The organism is Streptomyces seoulensis, assembly GCF_004328625.1.
Classification (GTDB): Bacteria; Actinomycetota; Actinomycetes; order Streptomycetales; family Streptomycetaceae; genus Streptomyces; species Streptomyces seoulensis.
This window is the reverse complement of record NZ_CP032229.1, coordinates 65,489-77,966: the sequence shown is the minus strand read 5'-3', so window position 1 is coordinate 77,966 and position 12,478 is coordinate 65,489. Positions and strand designations below refer to the sequence as shown.

Sequence of the window (12,478 nt, the reverse complement as noted above, 5' to 3'; positions counted from 1 at the left end):
ACGCCGCTCAGCCGCCGAGGTTGCCCTGCCGGGCGTCGGCCCACAGGTCGACCCCGCCGTCCGTGGCGTACTTGTCGATCTCGGCCAGCTCCTCGGCGCCGAACTCCAGGTTCTGAAGCGCAGCGACGTTCTGCTCCAGCTGCTCGGTGCGCGAGGCGCCGATCACCAGCGAGGTCACCCGCTCGTCGCGCAACGCCCAGGCCAGCGCCATCTGGGCCAGGGACTGGCCGCGCCGGGCCGCGATGTCGTTCAGGGCGCGCAGTCGGCCGCGCATGTCCTCGGTCAGCCAGGACCGGTCGAAGGACGTACCCGCCGCCGCCCGCGAGTCCTCGGGCACGCCGTCCAGGTAGCGGCCGGTCAGCAGGCCCTGCGCCAGCGCCGTGAAGCCGATGACACCGAAGCCCTCCTCCTCGGCCACGTCCAGCAGACCCTCGGTCTCGATCCAGCGGTTGAGCATGTTGTACGAGGGCTGGTGGATCAGCATCGGCGTGCCCAGCTCGCGCAGGATCGCCGCGGCCTGCCGGGTGCGCTCGGCGTCGTAGGACGAGATGCCCACGTAGAGCGCCTTGCCCTGGCGGACGGCGGTGTCGAGCGCGCCCATCGTCTCCTCCAGCGGCGTGCTCGCGTCCAGCCGGTGGGAGTAGAAGATGTCCACATAGTCCAGGCCCATACGCTTCAGCGACTGGTCCAGTGAGGCCAGCACATATTTGCGCGAGCCACCGCCCTGGCCGTAGGGGCCCGGCCACATGTCCCAGCCCGCCTTGGTGGAGACCACCAGCTCGTCCCGGTACGGCGCGAGGTCCTGCTTCATCAGCCGGCCGAAGTTGATCTCCGCCGAGCCGTAGGGCGGGCCGTAGTTGTTCGCCAGGTCGTGGTGGGTGATCCCCAGGTCGAAGGCGCGCAGCGCGATCTCGCGCTGGGTCTCGAAGGGCCGGTCGTCACCGAAGTTGTGCCAGTAGCCCAGCGACAGCAGGGGCAGGTCGAGTCCCGAGCGGCCGGTGCGCCGGTAGCGCATGGTGCCGTCGTAACGAGCGGGGTCCGCGACATGGTTCATCGGGTGATCTCCGGGTGATGCCGTAGGGGTGCCCCCGGGAAGCGGGGCTGATCCACCCTGCGCCCTCGGCAGCGCTAAGTCCAACCGTCGTACGTCATGGGATTGAGTTGCCTTGTTTCTTAATCACCCCCTCGCTGACCTCGGCATTCGCCCATGTGCACGTGGCCGGTGTGACGTGCGGGGCGTTGGGCAGCAGGATGGGACACGGGGCTGATGCCCGGTGCGGCCGGAGAAAGCGCATCCCGGTGACACCGACGGCGAAAGGAGCGGCAGTGAGTGATGCCCTGTCCGACGGCGAGCGGCCCTCAGGCATAAAGACGAGGAAGGCCTCGCAGGCCGTGATGGACCTTCCCCATCAGGTCCGCGAGGAGCTGACCCACCGACTGCGGCGCAATCGGGGCGCCTTCCGCAAGGACGACGTCCAGGTCGTCGAATCCCCCCTGCTCAAGCGAGCCGTCGGCGCCTCGGCGCTCGGCAACTGCATGGAGTGGTTCGACTTCGGGGTCTACAGCTACCTTGCCGCCACCCTCGGCAAGGTGTTCTTCCCCGGCGCCTCCCCGGCCGCCCAGGTGATCTCCTCCTTCGCCACCTTCGCCGCCGCCTTCGTGGTGCGCCCCCTCGGCGGGCTGGTCTTCGGACCGCTCGGCGACCGGCTCGGCCGGCAGAAGGTGCTGGCCACCACCATGATCATGATGGCCATCGGCACCTTCGCCATCGGCGTGATCCCCGGCTACTCCACCATCGGCATCGCGGCACCCATCCTGCTGCTGGTCGCCCGCATGGTGCAGGGCTTCTCCACCGGCGGCGAGTACGGCGGCGCGACCACCTTCGTCGCGGAGTACTCACCCGACCGGCGACGCGGCTTCCTCTCCAGCTGGCTCGACTTCGGCACCTTCGTCGGTTACGCCCTCGGCTCCGCCCTGGTCACCGTGCTGAACCTGCTGCTGAGCGACGCCGAGATGCTCTCCTGGGGCTGGCGCATCCCGTTCCTGGTCGCCGGGCCGCTCGGTGTGATCGGCCTCTACATGCGGCTGAAACTGGAGGAGTCCCCGGCGTTCCAGCAGCAGCTCGACGAGCACGAGAAGAGCCTCGCCCAGGAGTCGGCGGGCAGCGAGTTCAAGGACATCATCAAGAAGCACTGGGCCCCGCTGCTCATCTGCATGGGGCTGGTGCTGCTGTACAACGTCACCAACTACATGGTCACGGGCTATCTGCCGACGTACCAGACCGAGACGCTCGGCCGGTCCAGCAGTTCGGCCGACGTGCTGGTGCTCATCGGCATGGTGTGGATCGTCATCCTGATCACCTTCCTCGGCCGGCTCAGCGACCGGATCGGCCGGCGCCCGTTGTACGGCTGGGCCGCCGTCGCCATGATCATCCTGGCGATCCCGGCGTTCCTGCTGATCAAGGCGACGGGCACCTGGATGCCGATCCTCGGCGTGCTGATCCTCTCCACCCTGCTGGCCTGCTTCGCCGCGCCGAGCGCGGCCACCCTGCCGGCCCTCTTCCCGACCGCCGTCCGGTACGCGGCGATGGGCATCGGCTTCAACTTCGCCGTCGCGGCCTTCGGCGGTACGACCCCGCTGGTGACCGCCGCGCTGGTGGGAGCGACGGGCAACGACCTGATGCCCGCGTACTACCTGATGCTGGCCGGTGTCATCGGTCTGATCACGGTGAAGTTCCTCCCCGAGAGCGCCCAGGTCCCGCTGCGCGGCTCGCAGCCCATGGTGGGCTCGAACGAGGAACGCCGCGAGCTGATCACGACGTCCAAGGAGCTGTACGACCTGGCGAAGGACCGCCCTGCGGCGGACCGGGGCTAGCCACCCCTCCTCAGCCCCCCGCAGACCCCCCGTCGCCCTCGTGGCGAAGGGGGGTCTTCGCATGTCAGGGCGCAACTCCGGCTCCTGGGGCGGGACTTAAGAGGAGGTTAATCGAGCATTAAACATCGCCCGGTGAGGCTGTCGTTTGTTCGGAATCCCGTTGCTCATGGGCGATTTGAGAGGTCGTCGGGGTGGTTGGAGCGGGTGGGGCCGAGGCGTATGGTCGGGGCCAGCCGGTGGTGCTCGCCGCATTCGTGAGAGCGCTCTCAGACCCTCGGGTCCGGTGTGTGCGGTGTGCTCTTCCGGCGCTCGTCCCGTCCCCCACGGTCGAGGGCGTGCCCCGTACGTCCCCCCACAGAGAACAGGGTGTGTTCAGATCATGGCTGGTCATCGTTTACGTCGCTGGTCCTACCGCGGACTGATCTGCGGAAGCGCCGCCGCGCTCGCCGCGGGTGTGCTGCTCAACACCACGGGCCCCGGCGCCCACCGTGCCGACGCCGCGCCGGCGGCCGCGCTGAGCTGGTCCGACGACTTCGACGGCGCCGCGGGCAGCGCGCCGGACAGCTCCCGCTGGACCCTGGAGACGGGCGGCAGCGGCAACGGCAACAACGAGCTGCAGTACTACACGAACAGCACCGACAACGCCGCCCTCGACGGCAACGGCAACCTGGTCATCACCGCCCGCAAGAACACCGACCCCAACCTGAACTGCTGGAACGGCCCCTGCCAGTTCACCTCCGCGCGGCTGAACACGGCGCAGACCTTCACGCAGAAGTACGGCCACTTCGAGGCCCGCATCAAGATCCCGCGCGGACAGGGCATCTGGCCCGCCTTCTGGATGCTGGGCGACGACCTCGGCAGTACCGGCTGGCCGGGCAGCGGTGAGATCGACATCATGGAGAACGTCGGCAAGGAGCCCGCCACGGTCCACGGCACCATCCACGGCCCCGGCTACTCCGGCGCGGGCGGGATCGGCGCCGCGTACAACCTGCCCGACGGCAAGCCGTTCGCCGACGACTTCCACACCTTCGCGGTGGACTGGAGCCCGTCCGGCATCACGTGGTCCGTGGACGGCCAGAACTACCAGACCCGCACCCCGGCCGACGTGAACGGCAACAAGTGGGTCTACGACCACCCCTTCTTCATCATCCTCAACCTCGCGGTCGGCGGTGACTGGCCCGGCAGCCCCGACGCCGGCACGTCCTTCCCGCAGACGATGACCGTGGACTACGTCCACGTCTCCGCCCAGAACTGAGGTCCCGGGGCCGGGAGTCGCCAACCCCTGGCCCCCCTGACCGTCCCCGTGTTGTCCCGGCCCCGGCCGGGTGCGTCCCCCACTGCAAGGAGCTCCCCGCATGTCGCCTCGTCACCAGCGCAACCTGACCCGCCGCAAGCTGATGTTCGCCCTGGGCGGTGCGGCCGTGGCCATCCCCGCGGGCGCCGCGATCGCGCCCTTCGCCCTCGCCGACCAGCCGGGCGACAGCGGCGGCAACAAGACCCGCGCGGCCTCGGGTTCGCTGCCGGTGACCGTCGTCAACAACAGCGGTTCGTTCGGCAACGGGTCCGTGAACGTCTACGTGGTGGGCAACGTCGACGGCAAGCAGGTCCGCCTCAAGCAGGACGGCACCCTCGCGCCGATCGCCGTCTCCGACAACGGCGCCGACGGCTTCACCGACTACGCGATACCGCTCGCGGGCAGCGGCGAGACCAAGCTGTCCCTGCCGTTCATGTCGGGCCGTATCTACGTCTCGCTCGGCGACAAGCTGAAGATGAAGGCCGTCACCGACGGCAACGGCAACGCGGCGCTGCAGTTCCCGGCCGGCTGGGTCGAGTCCGACCCCAACTTCGGTGTGCTGCACGACTGTGCGGAGTTCACGTACAACGCGTCCGGCATGTTCTGCAACACCACGATGGTCGACATGTTCAGCGTGCCGATGAGCATCCGGCTCACCGGTGAGAAGGACCAGACGACCGGCAGCATCCGGGACGGGGGCCGCGCCGCCGCGTTCGCCGCGGTCAAGGAGGTCGCGGAGTTCTCCAAGCTGGTCGTGGACGACAAGCGCATCATCGCGCCGGGTCACGGGCTGGACGCCGGGCTGTTCGCCAAGGACTACTTCGCGCCGTACATCGACGAGGTGTGGTCCACCTTCACCGGCAAGGACCTGAAGATCACCACCAACGCCGGCACCTTCACCGGCCGGGTCCGCGGCGACCGCTTCACCTTCGACGGGCCGGCCGCGGTGTCCTTCGCCAAGCCGTCCACCCGTGACGTCCTCTTCTGCGACGGCAACCTCGCCGCCCCGAACGACGGCACGACGGGCCCCGTCGCCGCCGTCCTCGGCGCCGGGTTCAACCGGTCGACGCTGCTCACCGACACCGCGCAGCCCAGCACCGACCCGGCCGCCTTCTACCAGGGCGAGCTGACCAACCACTACTCCAAGGCCATCCACGCGGCCACCAAGGACGGCAAGGCGTACGGGTTCGCCTTCGACGACGTCGCCGACTTCGCCTCCTTCATCCAGGACACGGCGCCCTCCGGCTTCACGTTGACCCTGACGGCGTTCTGATCCACCCTCACCGCGACGGCACTGCTCCCCGCCTCGGCTCAAGGCGGGGAGCAGTGCCGTTTCGTCGCCGGTGGTCAGCAGGGGCGGATGTGCCAGACCGGCGTCCAGGACGCGGTGCCGCTCTGCGGGGCCCGGCTGCTCCACCGCTCGGTGCCGTTCTCGTTGTAGAACCGGGCCACGGTGCCGCTGCTCTGGCTGTTGTTGAAGTAGCCGTCCCCGATTCCGTAGAAGTCGTAGTAGCCGCAGTAGTAGTAGTCGTAGCGCTTGCCGTTCCCGTCCTGGATGCACAGATGCCCGGAGCCGCAACTGATCGCGGCGGTGCCGGCGGCGGCGAACGTCACCGTCCCGCCGGGCATGGTCACCTTGTCCGCCGAGAGCTGCCGCTCCCCGGGGTGGGCGGCCAGATAGCCGTCGATCCGCCCCTGCACCCCACCCGCCGCCGCCGCACTCCCGACCAGCAACTGACTCCCCGCCAGCGCAACGGCGGCCACGGTCACGGCCAGAACTTTGCGCACGCTCATGATGAAATTCCCCCTGATCCTGCCCCGGCCCAGCGCCGCGGAAGGCGCCGGTCCCGAAGGCTGAACCCATCGTCCCGACCGGCCCAGCTGCTCTTGTAGGGCGATTCCGGTCATCGAGCCCGACCCGGCTCGCTCCGGGGGCGCACACGCGTACCCGCCATCGTCCTTTCGCACTACGAACCGTTTCAGCAACCCACTCCAGAAAGCTTGCTCCGCAAAGCCGAGCAAACGACTCCCGCATCAGAGCATCCTCCATCCCCCACAACCGGGCCCGTGGAGTGACCGGTTCAGTCGACTCGCCCCGCCGACGCGAGCCGTCCCGGCTCCGGGAGCCCCTCCGACGTACGGTTTCGGCTGGCGGGAACGGTCTAGAGTGCCCTGGAGGAACGATGACGCATACGGCGGGTCAGGCGCCCGGCACCACCAAGGGTCTGAACGGGCACATGCTGATGGCGGCCGTGGTGTCGGCGATCAGTGGGCTGCTCTACGGCTATGACACCGGCATCATCTCCGGCGCGCTGTTGCAGATCTCCGAGGAGTTCCACATCGGGAACACCATGAAGGAGACCATCGCCGCCGGAATCCTGCTGGGCGCCGTCATCGGCTCGCTGAGCTGCAGCCTGCTGTGCGAGCGCTACGGGCGGCACCGCACCATTCTGCTGATCTGCTGCGTGTTCATCGCCGGCAGCCTGACCTGCGCGGTCGCCCCCAACGCGGTCGGCCTGGCCCTCGCCCGCGTCCTGCTGGGCTTCGCCGTCGGCGGCGCCACCCAGACGGTGCCGATGTACGTCGCCGAACTCGCGCCCCGGGCGATCCGCGGCCGGCTGGTGCTCTGCTTCCAGCTCGCCATCGGCGCGGGCATCGTCATCGCCACCATCGTCGGCGCCAGCGAGGCCGTGTCCTGGCGGGTGTCCATCGGCGCGGCCGCCGCGCCGGCCCTGCTCATGCTGCTGGGCCAGTTGCGGCTTCCCGAGAGCCCCCGCTGGCTGATCCTGCGCAAGAGTGACGTGGAGGGGGCGGAGAAGGTCCTGAAGCAGGTACGCCCCGCGGGCTACGACGTCGACTCCGAGCTGGACGAGATCAGCGCCCTGGGCCGCCGTCAGCAGCGCACCGACCGCGACCACCAGGGCTGGCGCGGGCTGCGGCAGAAGTGGGTGCGCCCGGCACTGGTCGTCGGCTGCGGCATCGCCGTCTTCACCCAGCTCTCCGGCATCGAGATGATCATCTACTACGCCCCGACCATCCTCACCGACAACGGCTTCTCCCGTTCCTCGGCGCTCCGGGTCAGCGTGGCGCTCGGCGTGGTCTACCTGGTGATGATGATCATCGGCCTGTGGATCGTCGACAAGGTCGGCCGCCGCCGTCTCACCCTGATCATGGTGCCCGGCGCGGCCGTGAGCCTGTTCGTACTGGGCGGCTTCTACATCACCGGCCACAGCACCCGCGCCTACGTCCCGGCCATCATCGCCTGCCTGCTGGCCTTCATGTTCTTCAACGCCGGCGGCCTCCAGCTCATGGGCTGGCTCACCGGCTCGGAGATCTACCCGCTGACCGTGCGGGCCGCCGCCACCAGCGTCCAGTCGGCCACCCTGTGGAGCACCAACCTGCTGATCACCCTCACACTCCTCAGCATGATCAGCGCGTTCGGCGTGGGCCAGGTCTTCTGGATCTACGCCTTCTTCAACGTCGCCGCCTGGCTGTTCGTCTGGTGGAAGATGCCGGAACTCACCGGGCACAGCCTGGAGGACATCGAACAGCACCTGAAGAACGACGAGTTCCAGCCCGAGGACTTCGCCCGCTCCTGAACCGCGCCCTCAACTCACCGGCCGGAAGCAGGCCGTGACCTCCTTGCCGCGCGGACACGGTCGCGCGCCCCAGCTGTCGGCCAGCGCGTCCACCAGCAGCATGCCCCGGCCGCCGGTCGCCCCGGTGGACGGCTTGCGCTGCTCGGGCAGCTCCGGCGAGGCGTCGTGCACGGTGACGTGCAGACACTCGCTGTCCCAGGTCAGCACGAGCTGCGCGGTGGCCCGTGCGTGCACGTGGGCGTTGGTGACCAGCTCGGACACGGTCAGCAGCACCGCGTCCACCGTGTCCGGCGCGCTCCGCGCCCAGTCCAGGCTCTCCAGATGACCGCGCGTCCAGTCCCGCGCAGCCTTCACCCCACTGCTGACGGGCAGCGAACGCGCCCAGCCCACGGCGCGCAGGGAGGACCCGCTCAAGGAAGATTCATCGACGCTCATGCCACCCGCCTTCCCCGCGATCGCGCCCGCACCCCGCCGAACCCCAACCCCGGTCGCGCCCGGCCGCAGGGCCGGCGTCCACACCCTCGTCGTACGCCCGGCCGGTCAGCCCGACGCAGCCGGAAAAACTGGCCCCGGCCGAGCGGAACTACCGCTGGACCGGGACCTGTTGGGCGCTGAAGGCGCGCGTCAGCGGCGCTTGCGGCGGCTCAGCAGGGTCAGCGCGACCACCGCGACCGCACCGGCGACCAGCAGCTTGCGCTTGTCGCGCACCTGCTCGGGCGCGCGCTCCTGCCAGAGCTGCTCGGCCTGTCCGGCCTTGGCCTTCACCTGGGTCGCCGCGAGGGTGGCCTTCTCCTTGACCGGGTCCGGCACCTTCTCCGCCAGCTTCTGCGCGGTCTCGGCGGTCTGCACCTTGAGCGCGGCCGCCTTCTCCTGGGCGCGGGCCTTGACGTCGGCCTTGTCGGTGAGCGCCTCCACGGTCTCCCCGAGCTCATGGCGGGTCCGCTCGACCTGCTCCCGAAGCTCCTGGGGGCTCGCGGAGGAGGACTCCTCGAACGGCTGCTGTGTCATCGCTTGGCACTCTCCTTGATCTCGGCCACATCGGCCTTCACGCTGTCGATGGTCTGCTCCGGGGCGGGCGGGGCGGCCATGCCGACCTCCTTCTTGCCGGTCAGGGCGAGAACCGCCGTGACCGCGCCGAGGACGCCGGTGACGATGAGGGCCGCGGCCCACACCGGAAGCGGTACGGCAAGACCGGCGATCGCCGTGGCCACGAGGGCCTGGAGCGTGAGGAATCCGACCAGGCCGGCGCCTCCGAAGAACCCGCCGCCCTTGCCGTAGCGCTTGCCCTTCTCCTTCATCTCCGCCTGTGCGAGACGGAGTTCACCGCGCACCAGCTCGGTGAGCTGCTGCGAGGCGCGTTGCACCAATTCGCCGACCGGCTCCTCACGGGCCACCGCTTGTTCGCGGTCGGGTTCGAACATGACCATCACCCCTCCTGCGTATCCGGAAATCCGGATGCCCCGGTTACGCCGTGGGACGCCTGCCAGGGCCCTGTTCCACAGGGCCCTCACACGGGCGGCACCGAGATGGACGGGGCAGGTGAGGAAGGTGTTACGGCTGTGGCCAGCGGTCCGCCTCGCGGGCGGCCGGGTCCTCCGTCTCGAAGGGGGTGGCCGGGTGGCTCGGGTCGAGGATCTCGTCACCGAACAGGTCCTGGACCCAGTTGGTCTGGTACACGGTGTCGAGGTACCGCTCGCCGAGGTCGGGGGCGATGGCGACGGCCGTCATGTCGCGGGTGTCGTGGCGGGCCAGCCAGTGCGCCGCGCCGCTGACCACCGTGCCGGTGGACCCGCCGAACAGGAAGCCGCGCCGGGCCATCCGGTGGCAGGCCCGGATGGTGTCGGCCTCCTCCACCCGGATCACCTCGTTGACGTACGACTCGTCGAGCAGCGGTGGCCGCATGCTCATCCCGAGGCCCGGGATCATCCGGCGGCCGGGCTCCCCGCCGAAGGCGACCGAGCCCACGCTGTCCACCGCCACGATGCGCACCGGACGGTGCCACTGCCGGAAGAACCGGGCGCACCCCATCAGCGTTCCCGCGGTGCCCGTGCCGACGAACAGCACGTCCAGCCGCGGGAACTGACGGGCGATCTGCCGGGCGGTCGTGCGGTAGTGCGCCTGCCAGTTCCCGGGGTTGGTGTACTGGCTGAGCCACACGTACCGGTCGTCGGAGGCGCACAGCGAGCGGACGTACTCGATCCGCGTGCCCAGGAACCCGCCGTTCTCGTCCAGGTCGGCCACGATGTGCACCTTGCTGCCGAGCGACTCCATCAGCAGCCGGGTCGACAGGTTGCAGCGCGAGTCCGTGACGCACAGGAACGTGTAGCCCTTGCTCGCGGCGATCATGCTGAGCGCCACGCCGAGGTTGCCGGAGGAGGACTCCACGATGACGGAGTCCGGCTTGAGGATGCCCTCCCGCTCGGCGCTCTCCACCATCTCGTTCGCGGCCTTCAGCTTGATGGAGCCGGCGAAGTTGAAGCCCTCGCACTTCAGGTAGAGGGGACAGCCGAGGACCGACTTGAGGTCGACGAAGAGATGGCCTTCGTTGAAGTCATGAGGAGCGGATATGACGGGCACGATGGGCCTCCTGGTACCGGGGAAGGGCAGCGCTCTCAGCCGTACCGGCGCAGGTCGTGGAAGAAGTTGTCGATGAGGCCGAGGTTTCCCGCGGCGGCCGTCTCGTCGTAGACGTACTTGCCGACGGCGAGGTCGAGGACGCCGAGACCGAAGGGCGAGAAGACGATCGGCCGGTCGGGCGGTGGCGCGGCCCGGCCGAGCATCACGTCGTTCAGCGTGCCGTTGAGGAAGTCCCGGTTGCCGGTGCGCTGTTCGACCAGGTGCGGGGAGGTGTCGGCCTTCAGACAGTGCTCGACGTCGTCGACGAAGTTCGCCGACGCCAGCAGCACTTCGGGGGCCAGGTCGCGCAACGACACATGCAGGACCAGGGGGTTGTGGGCGAACAGCGAGGCGTCGGTGACGTGCGGCTGTCCGGCGACGGTGGCGAAGACCACCAGATCGCTGGAGCGGATCAGGTCCGCCGCGCTGTCGTGGACGGTGACCTCGGCGTCCGTCCCGCTCTGCCGCAGGTAGGCGCAGAAGCCGGCGGCGCTGTCGGCGGCCAGGTCGTGCACCCCGACCGCCTCGAAGTCCCAGCCCGTGCCCGCGAGGAAGGTGTGGATGTAGCGGGCGATCAGCCCGGTGCCGAAGAACCCGACCCGGGTCGGACGCGGCCGGTTGCGGCTGAACCAGTCGGCGGCCAGCGCGGCGGACGCGGCCGTCCGGGTCGCGCTGATGATGGAGCTCTCCAGACAGGCGAACGGGTAGCCCGTCGTGGGGTCGTTGAGGATCAGCACCGCCGAGGCGCGGGGGAGCCCCGACCGGACGTTGTCCGGGAAGCTGGAGATCCACTTCATGCCGTCGACGCCGACGGACCCGCCGACCGAGGCCGGCAGCGCGATGATCCGCGAGCTGGGCCGGTCGGGGAACCGCAGGAAGTAGGACGGGGGGTTCACCGAGTCCCCGGCCCCGTGCACCCGGTAGGTCGCCTCGACCAGGTCCGTGATCTCCCGCTCGCGCCCGGTGAGCGCCTTCTGCACCTGCTCACCGGAGATCACCGCGAACGTCGGCGAGGCCGGGTCGGGGTGGGCCGGCTGCGCGGTGGTGGGCAACAGGTCGGTCATCGCTGGCTCGCCTCCGAGTTCGTGGCACCGGCGTCCAGTCGGCGCGGGTCGGCCATGCCGACCAGCACCTGCCGGTCCCCGGTGTAGGGCTCCCTGCTGTGCGCGGTGCGCACGTTGTCGACGAGGAGCAGGTCGCCGGCCTGCCACGGCTCACGCCGGGTGTGCTTCTCGTACGTCGCGTTGAGCAGCTCGACGACGTCCTCGCCGATCGGGGTGCCGTCCCCGAAGCGGGTGTTGAACGGCAGGCCGTCCGCGCCGTAGATGTCCACCAGGTACTCGCGGACCTCGGGGGCGAGCGTCCACTCGTTGAGGAAGGCGATCTGGTTGAACCAGCACGCCTCGCCCGTGACCGGGTGCCGGACCACGGCCGGGCGCCGCTGCGTGGTGCGCAGCGAACCGTCCGGCTGCCAGGCGAAGTCGATGCCGTGCGCCCGGCAGTAGCTCTCCACTTCGGCGCGCTCGGCGGTCCCGAAGGACTCCTCCAGGGACGCCCCGATCTCGTCGTTGTAGGACCGGGTCAGCAGCCAGCCCTCCCGCTCGAAGCGCGTCCGCACCTCGGGGGGCAGCTCCCGCAGCACCTCCGCCGCGTCCGCGACCGCCGTCGCTCCGCCGTCCTCGGGCGCGGTCAGGCAGGCGAAGAGCATCAGGGACGGCGGCTCCTGGGTGTAGCTCAGCTCGTGGTGCATGCACATCGGCTGGTTGGCCGGCCAGGTGGTGGAAACGTACAGCCCCGAGCCGAAGGTCTCGCGCGGTGCGAAGGACTCCCGCTCCGTCATCAGCCCGCCGGTCAGCCGGGCGAACACGGCACCGACCTGCTCCGGGTCCCGCAGCCCCAGGCCCCGCACCAACAGCGACCCGTGCTCGGCGACCAGCGTGCGCAGCACGTCGCGGTACTGCGCCGCCCAGCCCGCCACGTCCGGCGGGGTGTCGATACGGGCCACCGGCGGTCTGCCCGGCCGCAGCTCCACATCGAGCGGGGCTGCCAGGGATGAGGTCGACATCTCGGATTTCCTTTCGGTCGCCCGCCATTG

At 69.7% G+C, this 12,478-nt stretch carries 11 protein-coding genes and 1 pseudogene; 4 read left to right on the top strand and 8 right to left on the bottom strand.

Annotated elements, in window-relative coordinates:
- Positions 1-7 precede the first annotated feature (7 nt).
- Positions 8-1,054 carry an L-glyceraldehyde 3-phosphate reductase gene (gene mgrA / locus D0Z67_RS00310; RefSeq protein ID WP_031183357.1) on the bottom strand — a complete coding sequence of 349 codons (1,047 nt, stop codon included), beginning with the start codon at positions 1,052-1,054 and terminating at the stop codon, positions 8-10.
- A 341-nt stretch (positions 1,055-1,395) separates the two neighbouring features.
- Here mgrA and proP point away from each other — a divergent pair, with 341 nt between their 5' ends.
- The 3 genes and pseudogenes from proP to D0Z67_RS00295 all read left to right on the top strand — a co-directional run bounded on the left by proP (position 1,396) and on the right by D0Z67_RS00295 (position 5,441).
- On the top strand, positions 1,396-2,874 hold the full coding sequence (gene proP / locus D0Z67_RS00305) for a glycine betaine/L-proline transporter ProP (RefSeq protein ID WP_107059647.1): 1,479 nt from the start codon (positions 1,396-1,398) through the stop codon (positions 2,872-2,874).
- A gap of 379 nt (positions 2,875-3,253) precedes the next feature.
- Positions 3,254-4,126 (top strand): annotated as a pseudogene (locus D0Z67_RS00300) (glycoside hydrolase family 16 protein); the annotation flags it as partial.
- A gap of 103 nt (positions 4,127-4,229) precedes the next feature.
- Complete coding sequence (locus D0Z67_RS00295) at positions 4,230-5,441, top strand: beta-1,3-glucanase family protein (RefSeq protein WP_031183360.1); 1,212 nt, start codon at positions 4,230-4,232, stop codon at positions 5,439-5,441.
- A gap of 74 nt (positions 5,442-5,515) precedes the next feature.
- Here D0Z67_RS00295 and D0Z67_RS00290 read toward each other — a convergent pair whose 3' ends face one another.
- Entirely contained in the window at positions 5,516-5,962 is a 447-nt protein-coding gene (locus tag D0Z67_RS00290) for a hypothetical protein (RefSeq protein ID WP_031183361.1), read from the bottom strand.
- Between the two features lie 389 nt (positions 5,963-6,351).
- Between D0Z67_RS00290 and D0Z67_RS00285 the strand changes: the two genes are divergently transcribed.
- Positions 6,352-7,767 (top strand): sugar porter family MFS transporter, encoded by a 1,416-nt coding sequence (locus tag D0Z67_RS00285; RefSeq protein ID WP_051888090.1) that lies wholly within the window; start codon positions 6,352-6,354, stop codon positions 7,765-7,767.
- A gap of 9 nt (positions 7,768-7,776) precedes the next feature.
- Here the strand turns inward: D0Z67_RS00285 and D0Z67_RS00280 are convergent, their stop codons facing one another.
- The 6 genes from D0Z67_RS00280 to D0Z67_RS00255 form a co-directional block, all read right to left on the bottom strand.
- Complete coding sequence (locus D0Z67_RS00280) at positions 7,777-8,202, bottom strand: ATP-binding protein (RefSeq protein WP_031183363.1); 426 nt, start codon at positions 8,200-8,202, stop codon at positions 7,777-7,779.
- A gap of 189 nt (positions 8,203-8,391) precedes the next feature.
- Positions 8,392-8,775: a DUF3618 domain-containing protein gene (locus tag D0Z67_RS00275; protein ID WP_031183364.1), complete on the bottom strand. Its 384-nt coding sequence runs from the start codon at positions 8,773-8,775 to the stop codon at positions 8,392-8,394.
- The gene (locus D0Z67_RS00270; protein ID WP_031183365.1) at positions 8,772-9,188 is read right to left on the bottom strand and encodes a phage holin family protein; all 417 of its coding nucleotides are present in this window, start codon (positions 9,186-9,188) and stop codon (positions 8,772-8,774) included. Before D0Z67_RS00270 ends, D0Z67_RS00275 begins: the two co-directional genes overlap by 4 nt.
- A gap of 130 nt (positions 9,189-9,318) precedes the next feature.
- Positions 9,319-10,344 (bottom strand): 2,3-diaminopropionate biosynthesis protein SbnA, encoded by a 1,026-nt coding sequence (gene sbnA / locus D0Z67_RS00265; protein WP_031183366.1) that lies wholly within the window; start codon positions 10,342-10,344, stop codon positions 9,319-9,321.
- Positions 10,345-10,379: 35 nt separating this feature from the next.
- Entirely contained in the window at positions 10,380-11,447 is a 1,068-nt protein-coding gene (gene sbnB / locus D0Z67_RS00260; RefSeq protein ID WP_031183367.1) for a 2,3-diaminopropionate biosynthesis protein SbnB, read from the bottom strand.
- Positions 11,444-12,448 (bottom strand): TauD/TfdA family dioxygenase, encoded by a 1,005-nt coding sequence (locus tag D0Z67_RS00255; protein WP_031183368.1) that lies wholly within the window; start codon positions 12,446-12,448, stop codon positions 11,444-11,446. Before D0Z67_RS00255 ends, sbnB begins: the two co-directional genes overlap by 4 nt.
- Positions 12,449-12,478 lie beyond the last annotated feature (30 nt).

Coding starts and splice junctions, on each gene's coding strand:
- D0Z67_RS00290 (WP_031183361.1), bottom strand. CDS start 5,962: ATGAGCGTGCGCAAAGTTCTGGCCGTGACCGTGGCCGCCGTTGCGCTG.
- D0Z67_RS00280 (WP_031183363.1), bottom strand. CDS start 8,202: ATGAGCGTCGATGAATCTTCCTTGAGCGGGTCCTCCCTGCGCGCCGTG.
- D0Z67_RS00295 (WP_031183360.1), top strand. CDS start 4,230: ATGTCGCCTCGTCACCAGCGCAACCTGACCCGCCGCAAGCTGATGTTC.
- proP (WP_107059647.1), top strand. CDS start 1,396: ATGGACCTTCCCCATCAGGTCCGCGAGGAGCTGACCCACCGACTGCGG.
- sbnB (WP_031183367.1), bottom strand. CDS start 11,447: ATGACCGACCTGTTGCCCACCACCGCGCAGCCGGCCCACCCCGACCCG.
- D0Z67_RS00270 (WP_031183365.1), bottom strand. CDS start 9,188: ATGTTCGAACCCGACCGCGAACAAGCGGTGGCCCGTGAGGAGCCGGTC.
- D0Z67_RS00285 (WP_051888090.1), top strand. CDS start 6,352: ATGACGCATACGGCGGGTCAGGCGCCCGGCACCACCAAGGGTCTGAAC.
- D0Z67_RS00275 (WP_031183364.1), bottom strand. CDS start 8,775: ATGACACAGCAGCCGTTCGAGGAGTCCTCCTCCGCGAGCCCCCAGGAG.
- mgrA (WP_031183357.1), bottom strand. CDS start 1,054: ATGAACCATGTCGCGGACCCCGCTCGTTACGACGGCACCATGCGCTAC.
- D0Z67_RS00255 (WP_031183368.1), bottom strand. CDS start 12,448: ATGTCGACCTCATCCCTGGCAGCCCCGCTCGATGTGGAGCTGCGGCCG.